Source organism: Fictibacillus gelatini DSM 15865 (genome assembly GCF_000430745.1).
Classification (GTDB): Bacteria; Bacillota; Bacilli; order Bacillales; family Fictibacillaceae; genus Fictibacillus_A; species Fictibacillus_A gelatini.
This window is the reverse complement of sequence record NZ_AUMP01000002.1, coordinates 219,807-239,555: the sequence shown is the minus strand read 5'-3', so window position 1 is coordinate 239,555 and position 19,749 is coordinate 219,807. Positions and strand designations below refer to the sequence as shown.

The 19,749-nt window shown below is 42.1% G+C and carries 19 protein-coding genes, 1 riboswitch and 3 other annotated features; of the genes, 17 read left to right on the top strand and 2 right to left on the bottom strand.

Features of this window, described 5'->3' with window-relative positions:
* Positions 1-217: 217 nt before the first annotated feature.
* The 7 genes from thrS (H538_RS0104260) to H538_RS0104230 all read left to right on the top strand — a co-directional run bounded on the left by thrS (H538_RS0104260) (position 218) and on the right by H538_RS0104230 (position 7,115).
* Positions 218-2,149, top strand: coding sequence for a threonine--tRNA ligase (gene thrS, locus H538_RS0104260; protein ID WP_026676541.1), 1,932 nt, complete (start codon positions 218-220; stop codon positions 2,147-2,149).
* Between the two features lie 12 nt (positions 2,150-2,161).
* Positions 2,162-2,379 (top strand) — a binding site (T-box leader).
* A 41-nt stretch (positions 2,380-2,420) separates the two neighbouring features.
* Positions 2,421-4,334 carry a threonine--tRNA ligase gene (thrS, locus tag H538_RS0104255; protein WP_026676540.1) on the top strand — a complete coding sequence of 638 codons (1,914 nt, stop codon included), beginning with the start codon at positions 2,421-2,423 and terminating at the stop codon, positions 4,332-4,334.
* Between the two features lie 143 nt (positions 4,335-4,477).
* Positions 4,478-4,606 (top strand) — a sequence feature (ribosomal protein L20 leader region).
* 66 nt (positions 4,607-4,672) lie between these two features.
* Entirely contained in the window at positions 4,673-5,176 is a 504-nt protein-coding gene (infC, locus tag H538_RS0104250; RefSeq protein ID WP_026676539.1) for a translation initiation factor IF-3, read from the top strand.
* Between the two features lie 24 nt (positions 5,177-5,200).
* Complete coding sequence (rpmI, locus tag H538_RS0104245; protein WP_026676538.1) at positions 5,201-5,404, top strand: 50S ribosomal protein L35; 204 nt, start codon at positions 5,201-5,203, stop codon at positions 5,402-5,404.
* Between the two features lie 30 nt (positions 5,405-5,434).
* On the top strand, positions 5,435-5,794 hold the full coding sequence (rplT, locus tag H538_RS0104240) for a 50S ribosomal protein L20 (RefSeq protein ID WP_026676537.1): 360 nt from the start codon (positions 5,435-5,437) through the stop codon (positions 5,792-5,794).
* A 112-nt stretch (positions 5,795-5,906) separates the two neighbouring features.
* Positions 5,907-6,515, top strand: coding sequence for a TVP38/TMEM64 family protein (locus H538_RS0104235; protein ID WP_026676536.1), 609 nt, complete (start codon positions 5,907-5,909; stop codon positions 6,513-6,515).
* 114 nt (positions 6,516-6,629) lie between these two features.
* Positions 6,630-7,115 carry a dUTP diphosphatase gene (locus tag H538_RS0104230; protein ID WP_026676535.1) on the top strand — a complete coding sequence of 162 codons (486 nt, stop codon included), beginning with the start codon at positions 6,630-6,632 and terminating at the stop codon, positions 7,113-7,115.
* Here H538_RS0104230 and H538_RS24995 read toward each other — a convergent pair.
* Positions 7,112-7,501 carry a hypothetical protein gene (locus H538_RS24995; RefSeq protein WP_051291262.1) on the bottom strand — a complete coding sequence of 130 codons (390 nt, stop codon included), beginning with the start codon at positions 7,499-7,501 and terminating at the stop codon, positions 7,112-7,114. The genes H538_RS0104230 and H538_RS24995 overlap by 4 nt on opposite strands.
* A 209-nt stretch (positions 7,502-7,710) precedes the next feature.
* Here H538_RS24995 and H538_RS0104220 point away from each other — a divergent pair, with 209 nt between their 5' ends.
* Positions 7,711-8,796, top strand: coding sequence for a M42 family metallopeptidase (locus H538_RS0104220; protein ID WP_026676534.1), 1,086 nt, complete (start codon positions 7,711-7,713; stop codon positions 8,794-8,796).
* Between the two features lie 29 nt (positions 8,797-8,825).
* Here the strand turns inward: H538_RS0104220 and sspI are convergent, their stop codons facing one another.
* Positions 8,826-9,032 carry a small acid-soluble spore protein SspI gene (sspI, locus tag H538_RS0104215; protein WP_026676533.1) on the bottom strand — a complete coding sequence of 69 codons (207 nt, stop codon included), beginning with the start codon at positions 9,030-9,032 and terminating at the stop codon, positions 8,826-8,828.
* A 99-nt stretch (positions 9,033-9,131) separates the two neighbouring features.
* Here sspI and H538_RS0104210 point away from each other — a divergent pair, with 99 nt between their 5' ends.
* From H538_RS0104210 to H538_RS0104170, 9 genes are all read left to right on the top strand, one after another.
* A complete protein-coding gene (locus H538_RS0104210; RefSeq protein WP_407636373.1) occupies positions 9,132-9,929 on the top strand; it encodes a TrmH family RNA methyltransferase in 798 nt (265 codons plus the stop codon).
* A gap of 96 nt (positions 9,930-10,025) precedes the next feature.
* Positions 10,026-10,257: a binding site (T-box leader), on the top strand.
* A 56-nt stretch (positions 10,258-10,313) separates the two neighbouring features.
* Positions 10,314-11,348 carry a phenylalanine--tRNA ligase subunit alpha gene (gene pheS / locus H538_RS0104205; protein WP_026676531.1) on the top strand — a complete coding sequence of 345 codons (1,035 nt, stop codon included), beginning with the start codon at positions 10,314-10,316 and terminating at the stop codon, positions 11,346-11,348.
* Between the two features lie 14 nt (positions 11,349-11,362).
* A complete protein-coding gene (gene pheT / locus H538_RS0104200; RefSeq protein WP_026676530.1) occupies positions 11,363-13,786 on the top strand; it encodes a phenylalanine--tRNA ligase subunit beta in 2,424 nt (807 codons plus the stop codon).
* A gap of 105 nt (positions 13,787-13,891) precedes the next feature.
* Positions 13,892-13,998: riboswitch (SAM riboswitch) on the top strand.
* A gap of 134 nt (positions 13,999-14,132) precedes the next feature.
* On the top strand, positions 14,133-14,279 hold the full coding sequence (locus H538_RS25405; protein ID WP_322786384.1) for a YezD family protein: 147 nt from the start codon (positions 14,133-14,135) through the stop codon (positions 14,277-14,279).
* 168 nt (positions 14,280-14,447) lie between these two features.
* Positions 14,448-15,161 carry a phosphoadenylyl-sulfate reductase gene (locus H538_RS0104190; RefSeq protein ID WP_026676529.1) on the top strand — a complete coding sequence of 238 codons (714 nt, stop codon included), beginning with the start codon at positions 14,448-14,450 and terminating at the stop codon, positions 15,159-15,161.
* A gap of 16 nt (positions 15,162-15,177) precedes the next feature.
* The gene (gene cysP, locus H538_RS0104185) at positions 15,178-16,257 is read left to right on the top strand and encodes a sulfate permease (protein ID WP_081412570.1); all 1,080 of its coding nucleotides are present in this window, start codon (positions 15,178-15,180) and stop codon (positions 16,255-16,257) included.
* A 68-nt stretch (positions 16,258-16,325) separates the two neighbouring features.
* On the top strand, positions 16,326-17,474 hold the full coding sequence (gene sat, locus H538_RS0104180; protein WP_026676527.1) for a sulfate adenylyltransferase: 1,149 nt from the start codon (positions 16,326-16,328) through the stop codon (positions 17,472-17,474).
* 20 nt (positions 17,475-17,494) lie between these two features.
* Positions 17,495-18,106 (top strand): adenylyl-sulfate kinase, encoded by a 612-nt coding sequence (cysC, locus tag H538_RS0104175; RefSeq protein ID WP_026676526.1) that lies wholly within the window; start codon positions 17,495-17,497, stop codon positions 18,104-18,106.
* A gap of 2 nt (positions 18,107-18,108) precedes the next feature.
* The gene (locus H538_RS0104170) at positions 18,109-19,740 is read left to right on the top strand and encodes a nitrite/sulfite reductase (RefSeq protein WP_026676525.1); all 1,632 of its coding nucleotides are present in this window, start codon (positions 18,109-18,111) and stop codon (positions 19,738-19,740) included.
* Positions 19,741-19,749: the final 9 nt, after the last annotated feature.

Genomic DNA, 19,749 nt, shown 5'->3' with positions numbered 1-19,749 from the left:
CTGTTTTTTTGGGTTTTGGTTTTTCAAAAATTTTAGTTTTTTATTAAAAGGAACTTTTTCAGTGGCTTCCTTACGGATCGCATTTTTGTCCAATAGAAGCGATTCTATAGGACAGATGGCTGTTGTATATGCCCTGGCATTTTTCCTAGAAGTGGAAAATAAGAGGTGTATTTACGCTAATTTTTGTAACATGTAGATTTAAAAGGAGAGAAAAAAGATGTCATCTATTCAATTAACATTTCCAGACGGTTCGGTGAAAAGTTTTCCAAAAGGGGTAACAGCCGAACAAGTAGCCGAATCGATCAGTCCAAGTTTGAAGAAAAAGTCCATCGCCGGTAAAGTCAACGGTGAGCTTTATGATTTTACACGGCCGATTGAAGAAGATGCTTCGATTGAAATTATTCCGCAAGACTCCGAAGAAGGGTTGGAAATAACCCGCCACAGTACGGCCCATTTAATGGCGCAGGCGATTAAACGCCTTTATCCTGATGTAAAGCTCGGAATCGGACCGGTTATTGAAAACGGCTTTTATTATGATATCGATATGCCGCATGCTTTAACTCCGGAAGACTTGCCGGCGATTGAAAAGGAAATGCAAAAAATCGTCAATGAAAACTTGCCGATCGTTCGTAAAGTAGTTAGCCGTGAGGAAGCGATTAAAATTTATCAACAAATCGATGATCACTTAAAGCTTGAATTGATTCGCGATCTTCCGGAAGATGCAGTCATTACGATTTATGAGCAAGGCGAATTTTTTGATCTTTGCCGCGGGCCGCATCTTCCCTCGACAGGAAAAATTAAATCGTTTAAATTGATGAGTATCTCCGGAGCCTATTGGAGAGGTAAAAGTGACAATCAAATGCTTCAACGGATTTACGGAGCGGCGTTCCTCAATAAAAAAGATTTGGATCAACATTTAAAATACCTTGAAGAAGCGAAAGAACGTGATCACCGTAAATTAGGAAAAGAGCTTGGCATATTTACCGTTTCGCAAAAAGTCGGGCAAGGTTTGCCGCTCTGGCTTCCAAAAGGCGCAACGATTCGCCGTATTATCGAACGCTATATTGTCGATACAGAAGTCCGTCTTGGCTATGACCATGTGTATACGCCTCATTTAGGAAGCGTTGAGCTTTATAAGACATCCGGCCACTGGGATCACTATAAAGATGATATGTATCCTGCAATGGAAATGGATAATGAACAATTGGTACTTCGTCCGATGAACTGTCCGCATCATATGATGGTTTATAAAAACTCGATGCACAGCTACCGTGACCTCCCAGTCCGAATTGCCGAACTTGGCACGATGCATCGTCACGAAATGTCCGGGGCACTTGCCGGCCTGCAGCGGGTGCGTTCAATGACGTTAAATGATGCTCACATTTTTGCGAGACCTGATCAGTTGAAGGACGAATTTATTCGCGTCGTGAAACTCATCCAACGCGTCTATGAAGATTTCGGGATTAACGATTACAAATTCCGCCTATCGTATCGCGACCCTGAAGACAAAGAAAAATATGTCGATAATGATGAAATGTGGGAAAAAGCGCAAAGCCTGTTGAAAGAAACGATGGAGGACATGAACCTCGATTATGTCGAAGCTGAAGGCGAAGCGGCGTTTTACGGACCGAAACTTGACGTTCAGGTAAAAACGGCACTGGGCAAGGAAGAAACGTTGTCTACTGTTCAATTGGACTTCCATTTGCCGGAACGATTTGATTTAACGTATAAAGGAAGCGACGGCCAGGACCACCGTCCAGTCGTTATCCACCGCGGAGTCGTTTCGACAATGGAACGCTTTGTTGCCTTCTTGATCGAGGAATATAAAGGGGCTTTCCCAACATGGCTCGCGCCTGTTCAAGTTCAAATCATTCCGGTATCGAGCGTCCATGAAGAATACGCAAGAAAAATAAAAGAAGATTTACAAGAAGAAGGCGTAAGAGCGGAACTCGATCTTCGCGATGAAAAACTCGGCTACAAAATTCGCGAAGCGCAAATGCAAAAAATTCCGTATATGCTCGTTCTTGGCGACAATGAAATTAGCGATAATGCCGTCAATGTGCGCAAATATGGCGAGCAAAAATCAGAAACTGTTCCTTACGAAGAATTTAAAGCGGCAATCCTTCGCCAAATTGCTGAGCGTAAGTAGACATGTGAATAGAGAAAAGTGATGATAAGGACATGAACTATATTTTACGGTTGATAGAGAGGGAAGTCCCGGCTGAAAGCTTCCTAACACGAAAATATAGCTTACCACCTTTGAACTTCGGCGGTGAAACCAATTAGCCGCTGACGGAACTTACCGTTATTAAGCCAAGTGCTATAGCTTATTTGCTATGGAACGAGGGTGGAACCGCGAGATAAACACTCGTCCCTGTATGAGGGACGAGTGTTTTTATTTTTTATAAAGGAGAGGAACCATGATGTCATCTATTCAATTATCATTTCCAGACGGTTCGGTGCGTAAATATCCGAAAGGGGTAACGGTCGAACAAGTCGCTGAATCGATCAGTCCAAGTTTGAAGAAAAAGTCCATCGCCGGTAAAGTCAACGGTGAGCTTTACGATTTTACGCGGCCGATAGAAGAAGATGCTTTAATTGAAATCATTCTAACTGAATCTGAAGAAGGATTAAAAATTATTCGCCATAGTACGGCCCATTTAATGGCGCAGGCGATCAAACGTCTTTATCCGGATGTGAGACTCGGGATCGGGCCGGTCATTGAAAACGGTTTTTATTATGATATTGATATGCCGCACGCCTTAAACCCGGAAGATTTGCTGGCGATTGAAAAAGAAATGCAAAAAATTGTGGATGAAAACTTGTCGATTGTCCGCAAAGTGGTTAGCCGTAAAGAAGCGATCAGCATTTATCAAAAAGTCGATGATCATTTAAAGCTTGAATTGATTCGCGACCTTCCTGAAGATACGGTCATTACGATTTATGAGCAGGGGGAGTTTTTCGATCTATGCCGCGGTCCACATGTTCCTTCCACAGGCAGGATAAAAGCATTTAAATTAATGAACATTGCCGGCGCCTATTGGCGAGGAGACAGTAACAACCAGATGCTTCAACGCATTTACGGGGTGGCCTTTTTAAACGAAAAAGATTTAAAGGAGTATCAGCAGTTTCTTGAAGAAGCGAAACAACGAGACCACCGTAAGCTGGGAAAAGAGTTAGAGTTATTCATGTTCTCTGAAGAAGCTCCGGGTATGCCGTTTTACCTGCCGAAAGGGCAGACGGTTCGATTAGAACTTGAAAATTTTTCGCGTGAACTGCAAGAGCAGGCGGGCTATGAAGAAGTGAGGACACCGTTTATGATGAATCAAAGGCTGTGGGAACAGTCCGGTCATTGGCACCACTACCGCGAAAATATGTATTTTTCAGAAGTAGATGAAACACGTTTTGCAATGAAACCGATGAATTGCCCCGGGCATATGTTAATTTTCAAAAATAAGCTTCGTTCTTACCGGGAATTGCCGATCCGTATCGCTGAATTCGGCCAGGTCCATCGCCATGAATTCAGCGGTGCTTTAAACGGAATGCTGCGGGTCCGTACATTTTGCCAGGATGATGCGCATATTTTTGTAAAGCCTGACCAGATTGAAAGCGAAATAAAAGCCATCTTTCAATTGATCGATAAAATCTATCGTACATTCGGCTTTAAATATTCAGTCGAACTTTCCACTCGGCCGGACGATTCGATGGGCGATGACCGGCTCTGGGAACAGGCGGAGAGAGCACTTCAAAACGTGCTGGAAGATCTTAAGCTAGACTATCACGTAAATGAAGGAGACGGCGCGTTTTACGGACCGAAAATCGACTTTCACATTAAAGATGCATTAAGGCGTTCCCACCAATGCGCGACCATTCAGCTTGATTTTCAAATGCCGGAGAAATTTGATTTATCGTACATTGATGAACATAATGAAAAGGCGCGTCCGGTCGTCATTCACCGTGCGATTTATGGATCGATTGACCGTTTCTTCGGTATTCTGATCGAACATTTCGGCGGTGCGTTTCCAACATGGCTGGCTCCGCTTCAAGTGAAGTTGATTCCGGTCTCCGGCGTACATGCCGATTATGCTAAAAAGCTAAAAGAAGATTTGCACGAGCATGGTGTTCGAGTAGAAATCGATGATCGGGATGAAAAACTAGGCTACAGAATTCGTGAAGCGCAATTGCAGAAAATCCCTTATATGCTTGTGCTTGGGGACAAGGAAGTAAGGGAGGATGCGGTGAATATACGTAAATACGGTGAACAAACGTCAGAATCTGTTTCCTATGATCAGTTTAAAGAACGAATAGTAGAGGAAATTCAAACACGAAAATAAAAAACTGCGAATTGCTCGCAGTTTTTTATTGCACAAATCCATAGTTTTACGTTATAATCAAATTCGTTGTTGTGAAACTTTTATTATTTGACAATGATGAAAAGTCATGGTATAGTAATCTAAGTAACTAAATAAATGGAAGTTTCGATAAGCAGAAGCACCCGCTTCTCACCTGATTGACGCGAAAAGCTGTTAACTGGTAGAACGAACATACAGGCATGAATTGCCTTGTTTAGTGTGGGTGTAGTATGCACCGACGCTTTTTTTATTGGTTTACAAAAGCCTGAGCATACTTGGCTCACGTAAATTTTTGGAGGTGACTTACTATTAGTAAGGACATGTCTGTCAATGAGGGCATTCGTGCTCGTGAAGTAAGGGTCATAGGACCGGACGGAAGCCAGTTAGGAATCAAGACGCGCTATGAGGCGCTCGAGCTTGCGCAAAAATCCAACCTTGATCTTGTGCTTGTTGCCGCAAACGCAAAACCACCAGTATGCCGAATTATGGATTACGGTAAGTTTAAGTTTGAGCAACAAAAGAAAGAGCGGGAAGCTCGTAAAAACCAGAAGGTTATTACGACAAAGGAAATTCGCTTAAGCCCGACCATCGAGGAGCATGATTTCAATACGAAATTGAAAAATGCCCGTAAATTCCTTGAAAAGGGCGACAAAGTTAAAGCAAGCATTCGATTCCGTGGACGTGCGATTACACATCCTCAAATCGGACAAAAAGTTTTGGAACGATTGGCTAAGGAATGTGAAGATCTTTCCAACGTTGAAGTTAAACCAAAAATGGAAGGACGCAGTATGTTCCTCATTCTTGCACCAAAAAACGACAAATAATGATTACCAGGGAGGAATCCGATCATGCCTAAAATGAAAACACATAAAGGTGCTGCAAAGCGCTTTAAAAAGACTGGAACAGGTAAATTAAAACGTGGCCGCGCATTTACGAGCCACTTATTCGCGAACAAGTCTACAAAAGCAAAACGCAAGCTGCGTAAAGCTAAGCTTGTTCACAGTGGTGACTTCAAGCGCATTAAAACATTATTAACGTATAAGAAAAAATAATCGCGATTTAAAATATAGGAGGTTTTAATTATGCCAAGAGTAAAAGGTGGCTATGTGTCACGTCGTCGTCGTAAAAAAGTATTAAAATTAGCTAAAGGTTATTTCGGTTCGAAACATAAATTATTTAAAGTTGCTCAACAACAAGTATTTAAATCCCTTCAATATGCTTACCGTGACCGCCGTCAAAAGAAACGTGACTTCCGTAAGCTCTGGATTACTCGTATCAATGCAGCAGCGCGTACAAACGGACTTTCTTACAGCCGTTTAATGCACGGATTAAAAGTTGCGGGTATCGATATTAACCGTAAAATGCTTGCTGAAATTGCAATCACTGATGAAAAAGCATTCGCTGAATTAGCTTCTAAAGCAAAAGAAAGCTTAAACGCTTAAATGATAAGACCATTTCCACGATAGGAAATGGTCTTTTTTTAAATAAAAAAAGTGGACACAGCATAAACGGCTCGTCTCCTGTCATAAAATGACGTCAAAGGAGGGGAGGACAATGGAGCAAAAGCTTAATGAGATTATTCACATCTTACGGTATGCAGGATTGTTTGCTCCGCTTATCTTTATCGCTCTTCACGTTTTACGCCAGTTTTTATTTATTCCGATTGGTTTGATTTGTGTTATCGGCGGGTTGTTATTCGGGTCTTTGTCGGGTTCCCTGTATTCCATTATCGGCATTACATTATCAAGCATTATGTTTTATGGTCTGCGCAGGGTGATGCCAAAAATGTTTAGCAAAATTACAGGTTTGAAAAACAAATGGATCGGAAAAAGAATACCTTTTTCACTCGGGCAAATTACAATTTTAAAGCTTATTCCGTTTGTTCATTTTCAATTGCTGTCCTATTGTTTAATCGAAATGACATCCGATTTTAAAGAGTATACAAAAGCAAGCCTTATCTCAAATATACCAGTAGCCATCGCGTATACAACGTTTGGAAACTATATTTTACATTTATCGCTTCTCTGGGGTGGAGCGGCTCTTGCAGTATTATCCATATTGTTTTATTTGCTGCGGAGAAAAGAATGGATATTCAAGTGGAACGAATTTTTCGAACGGGAAGATAAAGAAGAAGTCAAACATGTTAAAGTCAGAGGTGCGTAAACAGTCGGCAGATAGCCGGCTTTTTCTTTTGGAAAAAAGCTTCTGTTTGACATATGAAAGGAAGTAATGTATTTTTTCCATGAAGCAAAAAATGAAAATATAGAAGGTGAATCCATGGGATTTGATAAATTGTTCGAACTGCAAAAAAGGCTGAACGAACGGATTGTTCGCGAGCATCATCTGGAAGAACGGTTTTTATTTGAAGAACGAATTTTAGCTTTACTAGTAGAGCTCGGAGAACTGGCGAATGAGACACGCTGTTTTAAATATTGGAGCTTAAAACCTCCTTCCAAACGCGAAATCATCCTTGAAGAATATGTGGATGGATTGCATTTTATCCTATCGGTTGGACTCGATTTAGGAATAGATTCTTATAATGGCTCTGTACATTACAGTAATGAAAGGCTAGTTCAACAGTTTTTGTCCATTTATGAAATCATTCAAAAGCTGCGGTTGTCTAAGGAAACCGCTCATTTTGAGCAACTGTTTTCAGAGTATCTTGGGCTTGGAAAATTACTTGGTTTTTCTTCAGAGGAAATTGTCGATGCATATTATAGAAAAAACGAAATTAACCATATTCGGCAGGACGAAGGATATTAAACTTGATCTGTTGAAATCAATCGTTCCTGTAAATTGTAAATTTCTTTTTCGTGTTTGACAAATCGGCTTTCAAGAAATTTGACTTCTTTATCAAGCTTCGAATGAATACTTGCAAGTTGGCTAGTTACGTTATTTTCAAGAGAATCAATGCGACCGTGAAGTTCTTTTTCAACCTGGTCAAAATGATTGTCAACCTCGTCAAAGCGTTTATCAATAGCTGTAAAACGCTTGTCAACCTCGTCGAAACGTTTATCAATAGCTGTAAAACGCTTGTCAACTTCTGCAAAACGCTTGTCCATCCGTTTGTCCATTTCTTCAAGAAGTTTCTTGTTGTTTTCTTCCAACGCTAATTTCATGGCCTCCATAATTTCTTTTAAATACTCCATTTTATAGCCTCCTTTCTACAATGGAACCGGCTGCTACTGCTGGTTCTATTTTTTATTTTAATTCATGCAGCGTAAAATAGTAAAGTTGTTAACATGCGATATGATTCATGGTCATGATATACTAAACTTGAGCAAAATTCATATTGCTCTGATAGTTTTTTGGACATACTACTTATCTATACATAACAAATGTGAAAGGAGAAAATCCAATGGCAAAGTTAGATGAAACATTGACGTTATTGAAAGATTTGACCGATGCAAAAGGGATTGCCGGGAACGAACGCGAGCCCCGTGAAGTGATGAAGCGATATGTTGAGCCTTATGCCGAGGAAGTGGTGACCGACAATCTTGGCAGCTTGATTGCCAAAAAAACAGGGGACGGAAGCGGTCCTAAAGTTATGCTCGCCGGCCATTTAGACGAAGTCGGTTTCATGGTATCGCAAATTACCGATAAAGGATTCCTCCGCTTCCAACCGGTTGGTGGCTGGTGGGGGCAAGTCATGCTCGCGCAACGAGTAACGGTAGTGACGAAAAACGGAGAAATTCCAGGTGTCATCGGTTCTAAGCCGCCGCACATTTTATCGCCTGAAGCGCGAAAGAAACCGTTTGAAATTAAAGATATGTTTATTGACATTGGAGCAACGAGCAAAGATGAAGCGCTTGAATTCGGTGTTCGGCCAGGAGACATGATTGTCCCTTATTGTGAATTTACCGTTATGAAAAATGAAAAATTTTTACTGGCTAAAGCCTTTGATAACCGTGTCGGTTGTGCCATTGTCGTTGACGTCCTTCGCCGGCTCAAAGAAGAAAAGCACGCGAATACCGTATATGGGGTAGCTACCGTTCAAGAAGAAGTCGGCTTGCGCGGAGCAAAAACAGCTGCCAACTATATCGAACCAGACATTGCGATTGCTATTGATACGGGCATTCCTGGCGATACTCCGGGAGTAACTGAAAAGGAAGCGCTATCCAAATTAGGAGATGGGCCGCAAATTATTTTATACGATGCATCTATGGTTTCCCACAAAGGGCTGCGTGATTTTGTCATTGCAACAGCAGAAGAATTGAACATTCCATATCAATTGGATACTACTCCAGGCGGTGGAACAGATGCAGGAAACATTCATTTAACAGGTACAGGCGTTCCGACCCTTGCGATGAGCGTGGCAACCCGTTATCTTCATACGAATGCCTCGATCATCCACCGTGATGACTATGAAAACAGCGTAAAATTAATCGTCGAAGTGATAAAACGTCTCAATGCCGAAAAAGTAAAAGAAATTAAATTCAGTTAAGTAAAAATCCCGGGAGAGATCCCGGGATTTTACTTTAATCCATTTGACAACGTATCGAGCATTTCATCTTTTTTTGTTTCATTGGAATTATTCCAGATGACCTCAAATAATACACCAAGGCCAGGAAGCATTTTTTCTTCGCCGCTTTGAATCGCTTCAACAATTGTACTTTCAAGTTCTTGTTTGTTATTACCCGAAACATTTGCCAGAATGGCCTTTCGTAAATCGATATTCATAGTCGTCACCTCTACGTGAAGATAATCAGTACTTCTCTAGTATGTACTTATACTTTATTTTTCATTAACAGTGAATGGATTATGCATGGCGAAAAAGATATAATAAGAAAAGATTTGAAGGTGGAGGGAATTATGAAACGAATTGAGTCAGAACAAAATGCATCGGTAAAACAATGGAAAAAGCTATATACAAAAAAAGAACGTGAAAAAACGCGTACATATTTAATTGAAGGACCCCATTTAATTGAAGAGGCGATCAAACATGATGTACCGGTCATTCATTTGATTGTGGAAGAGAGTTTCGAACTTCCAGGTACCTGGGATGCTTACGCGTTAAATACGTGGGTCGTTACTAGAAAAATTATGAAGGGCTTGAGCGACACGGAACATCCGCAAGGTATATTAGCCGTTTGTGAAATGCCGGCCGAAGAAGAAACGTTGGAACCGAAAGGACGTTTTCTTTTAGTGGACGGCGTTCAAGATCCAGGGAATTTAGGCACCATTATTCGTACAGCTGACAGTGCGGGTCTTAATGGAGTCATTCTTGGCGAAGGAACGGTCGATCTTTATAACAGTAAAGTTCTCCGGGCGACTCAAGGATCATTGTTTCACCTGCCTGTTATAAAAGGTCATTTATCAAAATGGATTTCTTCATTTAAAGAAGAGGGTGTCCCTGTTTATATAACTGCATTAAAAGGAGCGACTTCCATGAGAGAAGTGGCTTCACCGGAACAGTTTGCCCTTGTCATCGGAAATGAAGGCAGCGGTGTCCGCTCGGAAATTATGAAAGAAGCAGATGAGCTGGTTGCCATACCAATATACGGTCAGGCGGAATCTCTTAATGTTTCGGTTGCAACTGGAATACTGCTATATGAATTACAGCGGAATCGAAAATAAATCGGCATGTTTTTTTAGATAAAGAATACTATAGATGTCAAAATTTATTTGCTTCAATGACTGGATTTAGATATAATAAAAAACAGTTAAATAGGGAATAAAGCGTTGAAGGAGAATAGTAAATAACCCCTCGCCAATCAGGGAGGAAATGCCGTGACTGAAAGCGTTTCTTTGGCTCGAGCTTATTGAATTCACTCCGGAGCTGTCGCCTGAACTTTTCGCATGGCCTGAAAAAGTAGGGTGGACCGGCAAATCTGTCGTTATAGAAATGAAGTGAACAATAATGAATTGTTAATTTGGGTGGTACCGCGAAATCCTCGTCCCTTGTTTGGACGGGGTTTTTTATTTTTATAAAGAAATTGTGTTTCAAAGGAGGAACATGTTATGAAGGATCGATTGCAGGCATTAAAAGAAGAGGCATGCTTAAAAATCGAGCAAACAGAAGACTTGAAAGAATTGCAAAACATTCGAGTCGCGTACCTTGGAAAAAAGGGACCGATTACTGAAGTGCTAAAAGGGATGGGGAGACTTTCGAGCGAAGAGCGACCTATCATCGGCGCTTTTGCCAACGAAGTTCGTGATGCTATAACTGCCGCCCTTGAACAGAAGCAAGAGGAACTTGGAAAACTTGAAATTGAAAAAAAATTAAAAGCAGAATCGATTGATGTAACGCTTCCGGGCCGCCCGGTGAACAAAGGAAATAGCCATCCGCTCACAGCTGTCATTGATGAAATCGAAGATCTATTCTTAAGTATGGGCTTTACCGTTGCAGAAGGGCCAGAAGTAGAAACCGATTATTACAATTTCGAAGCGCTAAATTTGCCAAAGGGGCATCCGGCACGCGACATGCAAGATTCTTTCTTTATCACGGAAGATCTTTTATTGCGTACGCAAACGTCGCCAGTGCAGGCGAGAACAATGGAAAAGCATGAAGGAAAAGGTCCTGTTAAAATTATATCGCCGGGCAAAGTATACCGCCGTGATAATGATGATGCGACGCACTCCCACCAGTTCATGCAAATTGAAGGGCTCGTCGTAGATAAAAATATCCGGTTAAGCGACCTTAAAGGAGTGCTTACGGCGTTTGCGAAAAAAATGTTCGGTGAAGAGCGGAAAATCCGACTCCGGCCAAGTTTCTTCCCATTTACCGAACCTTCCGTCGAAATGGATATATCTTGTTTTAAATGCGGCGGAAAAGGTTGCTCGATCTGCAAGCAGACTGGTTGGATTGAAATACTCGGAGCGGGCATGGTTCACCCGAACGTTTTAGAGATGGCAGGATTTGATTCGAAAAAATATACCGGATTCGCCTTCGGAATGGGGCCTGAACGGATTGCGATGTTAAAGTACGGCATTGATGATATCCGTCATTTTTATACGAACGACATCCGTTTCTTAAAACAATTCAAAAAGGCTTAAATGGAGGGGAGCACATGTTAGTCTCATATAATTGGTTAAAAGAATTTGTGAAAATTGATATTTCTGCTCATGAATTAGCGGAGAAAATAACGAAGAGCGGCATTGAAGTAGAAATAGTAGAGTCATTAAATAAAGGAGTATCCGGGGTTGTCGTTGGTTCCGTTCTAGAATGCGTCCAGCATCCGAATGCAGATAAGCTCAGGGTTTGCCAGGTCGACATCGGTGAAGAAGCACCGGTGCAAATCGTTTGCGGCGCGCCAAACGTTGCGGCAGGTCAAAAGGTGGCAGTTGCAAAAGTCGGGGCTGTGCTTCCAGGAAACTTCAAAATTAAAAAAGCGAAACTTCGCGGCGAGGAATCGAACGGCATGATCTGTTCTTTAGAAGAGCTCGGGGTAGAAACGAAGCTCGTTCCAAAAGAATATACGGATGGAATTTTCATTATGCCGGGTGATGCTGAAGTTGGAGTAGATGCGCTTGAACTTTTGAATCTAACGGATTTTGTTCTTGAACTTGGCCTGACACCGAACCGGGCAGATTGTTTAAACATGATTGGTGTAGCCTATGAAGTGGCCGCCATTTTAAACGAGGAAGTAAAGATTGCGGACATTGAAATTACGCCGACAGCCGAAAAGGCATCCGATTATATTTCCGTTCAAATCGAATCAGAGGAAGACAATCCGTACTATGGGGCGATGATCATTAAAAACGTCCATATCGAACCATCCCCGTTATGGATGCAAAACCGTTTAATGGCTGCAGGAATCAGGCCGATTAATAATGTCGTTGATATTACCAATTACGTTTTGCTTGAGTACGGCCAGCCACTTCATGCTTTTGATTATGACCGTCTTGGTTCGAAGGAAATTGTCGTTCGTCGTGCTAAACAAAATGAAGAGATTGTTACATTGGATGATGTGAAACGACAATTAAACGAAAATCATCTCGTTATTACAAACGGTAAAGAGCCCGTCGCTGTAGCCGGAGTAATGGGAGGGGCAACATCGGAAGTTCAGCAAGATACAACGACGATTCTTTTGGAAGCGGCCTATTTTAATAGCCAACGTGTTCGTGCCGCTTCAAAAGACCTTGGTCTTCGTAGCGAGTCCAGCACCCGTTTTGAAAAAGGAATTGACCGTAACCGCGTGTATGATGCCGCTCGCCGGGCCGCATCTTTAATGGCGGCCTATGCCGGCGGAGAGGTTGTCAGCGGGATTGTTGAAGCGGGAAGCCGCATCGTTGAGGAAATCAACGTAAGCGTAACACAAACGAGGATCAACGGACTGCTTGGCACGAACATTTCCCTTGATGAAATCGGTGAAAAGTTAAGCCGCCTTAAGCTTCCATACGAACAGAGTGGTGAAACGTTCACAGTAACGGTCCCGACCAGACGACCTGATATTACGATTGATGCGGATCTTGTGGAAGAAGTCGGGCGAATCTATGGCTACGATCGTATTCCGGCCACTTATCCGTTAAGTGAAGCAAGGCCGGGCGGATTGACACCATTTCAAGAGAAACGAAGAAAGGTTCGTCGTTATTTAGAAGGAGCGGGGCTTTACCAGGCTGTCACGTATTCTTTGACAACCCCGGAAAAAGCAAAAAGTTTCTCTTTTAAGAAGGAAGATGTTTATCCGATTTCGGTTGCGCATCCGATGAGCGAAGATCGGAGTACATTGCGTTTGTCCCTCATTCCACAGCTGCTTGAAGTGATTTTATACAATCAAAATCGGGCGCTTGAAGACATCGGCTTTTATGAAATTGGCTCTGTTTTTGTGAATAAAGAGCAAGAGCTGGTTAATTTGCCTGAGGAAAGAGTTTATCTTGCCGGTGCTTTATCGGGAATGTGGAACGAACACCCGTGGCAGGGGGAAAAGAAAAAGGTCGACTTTTTTGTTGCTAAAGGCATACTCGAAGGACTGTTTGCCGAACTTGGCCTTAGCACCCGGATTAGTTTCGAGAGTGGGGACGTCAGCGGAATGCACCCGGGAAGAACAGCTATTATTAAACTCGATAGCATTAAGATTGGATTAGTGGGCCAAATTCACCCGGCAACACAAAAGGAATGGGACATTAACGAAACATATGTGTTCGAGCTCGATTTAGGAAAACTGTTAGAAGCCGAAGTAGAACCGACTGTTTATTCCACATTGCCGCGCTATCCTTCGGTAACGCGCGATATTGCCTTAGTGATTGATGAAGACCTTCCGGCGGGTGACTTATATACGGTCATTCAGGAAGCCGGCGGAAATCTTTTAAAAGAAGTGAATTTGTTCGATCTATATCAGGGAGAGCGGATGGAACAAGGAAAGAAATCGCTCGCGTTTTCATTAAAATATTTCGACCCTGAACGGACGTTGACGGACGAAGAAGTTCTAAAAGCACATGAAAACGTATTGAAGAGCCTTGAAGAACGTTTCGGCGCTACATTGCGTAAATAAGGAAAAGTGTGACGAAAAGTCACACTTTTTTATTTTGAAAAATAAATCCGATAGAAATACTTGACTTTCTATTTTGAACAAATTAAAATGTTAAACAACAAACCAAACTTATCAAGAGCGGCAAAGGGAACTGGCCCGATGATGCCCGGCAACCTGCAGATTATGTAAGGTGCCAATTCCAGCAAAATGGTTGCCATTTTGAAAGATAAGGGAAATAGATTTTGCCTTAGCCTTTCCGAAATGGGAGGTTTTTCTTTTTTTTAACGAAGTTTTCGGTTCGATGAAATAGCTTATTCTTTGCGGTTTAAATAAAGCAATTCGAATAGATCGATTGGGAGGAATGGGCATGGGGAGCAAACAAGAGCATACAGAAACCATTTTTGAGCGAATTAAAGAGATGTTGGAGACGATGAAATTTGGCTCCATTACACTTGTCGTTCAGGATGGCAAAGTCATTCAATTGGAGCGAAGTGAAAAAGTAAGAATTAAATAATGTTGCGCTGACTAGACAAACTAGAGGCGGTTTTAACCTAATTGATTTAAAGGCGAAAAGTCTAATGTGGGAACTAAACAATTTGATGCATATAGGCTTGGAAGACCACCGGATCCTATTAGGTTAAGATCGCCTTTTTTGTTTAAAAAACAAAGGGGAGAGAGCACAGTGAAAAAGCAATTAACGTATGATACTTGGAGCGGAGAACAACTTAAAATTCCGTTTGAAGATGATACAAAAGGGGCGATCGAAGTTCTTCAATGGGCGTATGACGAATACGGGAAATCAATCGTTTATGCGTGTAGTCTCGGAGCCGAAGGGATGGTTCTTATTGATTTAATTTCAAAAGTGAAGGATGATGCAAAAGTTGTTTTTCTCGATACGAATGTCCATTTTAAAGAAACGTATGAGTTGATTGATAAGGTGAAAAAGAAATATCCAAAGTTGAATTTTGTTGTTGTAGAGCCGGAAATCACACTTGATGAGCAAGCGCTTCAGTATGGGGAAGAGCTCTGGAAGACCAATCCGAATCAATGTTGCCATTTGCGAAAAGTAATTCCGCTGCAAAAAGCGCTCGAGGGCAGTACAGCATGGATCACCGGATTGCGCAGAGACCAATCACCGACAAGAAGCAAAACGGAATTTATTAATAAAGACGAAAAGTTTAAATCCATCAAAGTTTGTCCATTAATCCATTGGACATGGAAAGATGTGTGGAGATACATCTATAAACATGATCTTCCATACAATCCATTGCATGATCAAGGATATCCGAGCATCGGATGTGAAAAATGCACGCTCCCAACGAATGATGCAACAAATTTACGTGCCGGAAGATGGGCATCTCTAGAAAAGACGGAATGTGGGCTGCATCAGACGTAAACAGGAGAGATAAACGATGATCGTAACGTATATAGCTTTTGCGGTAGGTTTCTTTTTTGCGATGAATATAGGGGCAAGTGGGGCAGCTGCGTCAATGGGGATCGCATATGGAGCGGGTGCCGTCCGGCGAAAAACCATCGCCCTTTTGATTTGCGGAGGGGGCATTTTCCTTGGGGCGGCAATTGGCGGGGGAGAAGTTGTCAAAACCATCGGATCGGGAATTGTTCCATCATCTTTATTAACGGTCAAAATCGTTGTCATTATACTTGCATCAGCGGCAGTATCTCTGTTTTTTGCCAATGTGATTGGGATCCCATTATCAACGAGTGAAATTACGGTTGGATCTGTAGTGGGAGTTGGAATTGCGTACAAAGCTTTATACCTGACCAATTTAGTAACGGTTATGTTTTTCTGGCTGTTTATCCCCGTTGTCGCTTTTTTGCTCGCATTCGGTGCATCAAAATTAATTAGCAAGATTGAGAAAACGTATCCGGTGATGAAAGCAAAACAACCGAAACGCTGGCTCGCTGTTTTGCTTATTGGTGCCGGCTTTCTTGAAGCATTTTCGGCTGGAATGAATAATGTAGCTAATGCAGTGGGCCCTCTAGTTGGTGCCGGATTGTTGTCCGTATCCGCAGGAACATTAGTTGGCGGGTTATTTGTTAGTTTAGGAGCGGTTTTTTTTGGCGGCAAAGTGCTTGAGACGAATGGAAAACGGATAACTCGGTTTTCCCTTTTAGAAGGATGCGCCATTTCCGGAACGGGAGGGATATTGGTCATTATCGCCTCTATTTTTGGTTTACCGGTTCCGCTAACACAGGTCACGACATCAGCGATCATCGGTCTCGGAACGGCGCAGAACGGATTTTACTTATGGCAAAAAAGCATTATTAACCAAATGATGAAAGTTTGGATCGTGTCACCTGTATTTTCACTTGTCATCTCATATGCGATGGTAAAGGTGTTCCTGGATAGTGATTTTTACACGTTTATCGTAATTGCCAGCGTGTTTTTGGCAACAATCGGATCTATTAGTCTTTTAAAAACGATTCGAAAAGAAAAACGTACATTTCATGAAGAAGGAGGTGGCATTTGATTCGTATTGCAAGCGACGATAAAAGATTAATAGCAAGTCTCAAACATAAACAAACGGAGGGAAAATAAATGAGTTTAATTGATCCGCATGGAGGTACATTAATTAATCGCTGGAACCCCGGGTATTCCTATGAAAAAATTGAAAAGGAAATTGAGTTAGACCAAATGGCGCTTAGCGATTTAGAGTTGATTGCGATCGGTGCCTATAGTCCATTGAAAGGATTTTTGAAAAAAGAAGATTATGAATCAGTCGTACACGAAATGCATCTTACTAGCGGCGAGCCGTGGACGATTCCGATCACTCTTCCGGTTGAAAAAGAAAAGTCAATACAGTTATCCGAAGGAGATGTTGCAAAGCTCGTCAAGGACGGAAACGTTTATGGCGTCATTGAAATTGAGTCCATCTATGAACCGGATAAGATTGTCGAAGCTGAAAATATTTTCCGAACCTCGGAAGTTGCTCATCCCGGTGTGAAAAAGTTATTTGAACGGCCAGAAGTTTATATAGGCGGCCCAATTACGCTCGTTCGCCGCCCGGAAAAAGCGCGGTTTAACGAGTATTATCTTGATCCGGTTGAAACGCGTGAACAGTTTGAAGAACGCGGCTGGAAGACCGTCGTTGGCTTCCAAACGAGAAATCCGGTTCATCGCGCACATGAATACATTCAAAAATCGGCGCTCGAGATCGTCGATGGATTATTTTTAAACCCGCTTGTCGGCGAAACAAAATCTGACGATATTCCGGCAGATGTACGGATGGAAAGCTATCAAGTGCTGCTTAAAAACTACTATCCGAAAGATCGTGTATTTCTTGCTGTTTTTCCGGCAGCTATGCGCTATGCCGGTCCTAGAGAAGCCATTTTCCATGCGCTCGTCCGCAAAAACTTTGGCTGTACACACTTTATTGTCGGCCGTGACCATGCGGGTGTTGGAAATTATTATGGTACTTATGATTCACAAAAAATCTTCAGCCATTTTACGAAAGAAGAACTTGGAATAACTCCACTGTTTTTCGAACATAGCTTTTATTGTACAAAATGCGAAAATATGGCTTCGACGAAAACGTGCCCGCATGATAAAGAACACCATGTTATTCTTTCAGGAACAAAAGTTAGAGAATTGCTAAGAAACGGTGAAATGCCGCCGAAAACATTCAGCCGGCCTGAAGTGGTCGAAGTGCTAATTAAAGGATTAAAGCAGGGTACGGTAACAACGTAAACAGGCAAAGGAGATTTAACATGACGAAAAGTTTAAATATCACCTGGCATGAAGCAACGATTAAACGGGAAGACAGGCAAAAATTAAACAATCACTTAAGCAATGTCATCTGGTTCACCGGGCTTTCCGGTTCGGGAAAATCAACGATAGCCAATTTTGTAGAAAGGAAGCTTCATGAGATCGGCGTAAGAAGTTACGTGCTTGATGGAGACAATATTCGTTTTGGATTGAATAAAGATCTCGGATTTTCAGATGAAGACCGGAAAGAAAATATCCGCCGCATCGGCGAAGTGGCGAAATTGTTTGTCGACAGCGGCCAGATGGTCTTAACTGCCTTTATCTCTCCTTTTCTTGAGGATCGGGACAATGTTCGAAAATTATTTGATCAAGGTGACTTTATCGAAGTCTATGTAAAATGTCCATTAAACGAATGTGAAAATCGAGATCCGAAAGGGTTGTATAAAAAAGCGAGGAATGGAGAAATCCGTGAGTTTACCGGAATTAGTTCTCCATATGAGGAGCCATTGAACCCGGAAATTGTCATTGAGACAGATCAATACTCGATTGAAGAGTGTGCAGACAAAGTGATTGCTTACTTAATAGAAAAAGGAAGAATTAAAGGAGGGCTGTGAGGATGTCTTATGTGAAGACATGGGCTACCAATGAAAAATTGAATAAAACAGAACTGAAAAAATTGGAAAAAGACGGATTGGAAATTTTTGAAGACATCCCGGCCTATGCAAAAAATGGATTTGATTCTATCCCAAAAGAAGAGTGGGACTTATTTAAATGGGCTGGCCTTTATCTCCAACGGCCGAAAGAATCCGGTTACTTTATGATGCGCGTTAAAGTGCCTTCCGGTGTATTAAACTATGAACAAATAAAGGCGCTTGCCGGAATTAGCAAAGACTATGGCAGAAGCATATTTGACATAACGACACGCCAGGCGATTCAGTTTCACTGGCTAACGATCGAACAAATTCCGGATATTCTTGAGCGGCTACAAAAGGTTGGATTGTCAACCGCTGGAGCCTGTGGAGACATTACAAGGAATATTATCGGAAATCCGCTTGCGGGGATCGACCGGGATGAATTATTTGATACGACACCGGTCGTCAAGGAAGTGTTCGACTATTTTGAACGAAACGAAGATTTCTCAAATTTGCCGCGGAAATATAAAATCTCCATCAGTGCAAGCATTCATAACGCGGGCCATGCGGAAATTAACGACGTTGCATTCGTTCCTGCAATAAAAGAACTTAATGGAGAAATTGTGAAAGGATTTCATGTGAAGGTTGGAGGGGGATTATCGGCTGCCCCGCATTTAGCGCAAACGCTTGATGTCTTTGTGAAAAAAGAGCGGGTAAAAGATGTCGCCATCGGGATAACGACGATTTTCCGCGACTTTGGCTATCGTGAAAAACGTCACCGCGCCCGGCTGAAATTCCTTGTTGCTGATTGGGGAGTAGAAAAATTTAAAGAAAAGCTGCTTGAATATACCGGGCCTCTTCCAGAAAAAGGCGAGGAACAGACGAAGGATTGGAATGCGGGGTACTTTTACGGAGTTCATCCGCAAAAGCAAGAAGGGTTGAATTATATTGGCTTTAACGTCCCTGTCGGACGGCTCGATGCAGATGAAGTGTTCGAGATCGCGGAAATTTCGAAAAAATACGGAAATGGGGAAATCCGTACATGTAATTCGCAAAATTTCATCATCCCTAATGTTCCAAACGAAAATGTAGAAGCTTTGTTAAATGAAAAGATTTTTGAACGGATCACGATCAACCCGCCGAAATTTACCGCCTATTCGGTATCATGTACAGGGATAGAATTTTGCAACCTGGCACTTGTTGAAACGAAAGAGAAAATGCGCAGAGTTGCAGAATATTTGGATAAACATGTAGCCATTGACGTACCGGTCAGAATCCATATGACAGGATGCCCGAATTCGTGCGGCCAGCGGCAAATTGCCGACATTGGCGTTCAAGGAATTAAAATGAAATCAAAAGATAAAAGAATGGTTGAAGCCTTTGAAATTTATGTCGGCGGGACGTTGCATGATGGCGGCAAATTTAACGAAAAGCTAAAAGGGAAAGTTGAAAGCAGCCATTTGGAGCCAGTGCTGAAAGATTTGTTAACATATGTGGCGGCTACAAAACTGCCAGGTGAATCCTTTTACGATTACGTTAATCGTGTCGGCATCGCCCCGCTGCAAACGGAATTAGATCATATATTAGGGAACCTTGTTGAGTCTGTTTCATACTAAAGGTGGGGA

Bases quoted from the DNA above. Each gene is read 5' to 3' on its own strand.
- thrS (WP_026676541.1), top strand. From the start codon at position 218: ATGTCATCTATTCAATTAACATTTCCAGACGGTTCGGTGAAAAGTTTT.
- thrS (WP_026676540.1), top strand. From the start codon at position 2,421: ATGATGTCATCTATTCAATTATCATTTCCAGACGGTTCGGTGCGTAAA.
- infC (WP_026676539.1), top strand. From the start codon at position 4,673: ATGTCTGTCAATGAGGGCATTCGTGCTCGTGAAGTAAGGGTCATAGGA.
- rpmI (WP_026676538.1), top strand. From the start codon at position 5,201: ATGCCTAAAATGAAAACACATAAAGGTGCTGCAAAGCGCTTTAAAAAG.
- rplT (WP_026676537.1), top strand. From the start codon at position 5,435: ATGCCAAGAGTAAAAGGTGGCTATGTGTCACGTCGTCGTCGTAAAAAA.
- H538_RS0104235 (WP_026676536.1), top strand. From the start codon at position 5,907: ATGGAGCAAAAGCTTAATGAGATTATTCACATCTTACGGTATGCAGGA.
- H538_RS0104230 (WP_026676535.1), top strand. From the start codon at position 6,630: ATGGGATTTGATAAATTGTTCGAACTGCAAAAAAGGCTGAACGAACGG.
- H538_RS24995 (WP_051291262.1), bottom strand. From the start codon at position 7,501: ATGGAGTATTTAAAAGAAATTATGGAGGCCATGAAATTAGCGTTGGAA.
- H538_RS0104220 (WP_026676534.1), top strand. From the start codon at position 7,711: ATGGCAAAGTTAGATGAAACATTGACGTTATTGAAAGATTTGACCGAT.
- sspI (WP_026676533.1), bottom strand. From the start codon at position 9,032: ATGAATATCGATTTACGAAAGGCCATTCTGGCAAATGTTTCGGGTAAT.
- pheS (WP_026676531.1), top strand. From the start codon at position 10,314: ATGAAGGATCGATTGCAGGCATTAAAAGAAGAGGCATGCTTAAAAATC.
- pheT (WP_026676530.1), top strand. From the start codon at position 11,363: ATGTTAGTCTCATATAATTGGTTAAAAGAATTTGTGAAAATTGATATT.
- H538_RS25405 (WP_322786384.1), top strand. From the start codon at position 14,133: ATGGGGAGCAAACAAGAGCATACAGAAACCATTTTTGAGCGAATTAAA.
- cysP (WP_081412570.1), top strand. From the start codon at position 15,178: ATGATCGTAACGTATATAGCTTTTGCGGTAGGTTTCTTTTTTGCGATG.
- sat (WP_026676527.1), top strand. From the start codon at position 16,326: ATGAGTTTAATTGATCCGCATGGAGGTACATTAATTAATCGCTGGAAC.
- cysC (WP_026676526.1), top strand. From the start codon at position 17,495: ATGACGAAAAGTTTAAATATCACCTGGCATGAAGCAACGATTAAACGG.
- H538_RS0104170 (WP_026676525.1), top strand. From the start codon at position 18,109: ATGTCTTATGTGAAGACATGGGCTACCAATGAAAAATTGAATAAAACA.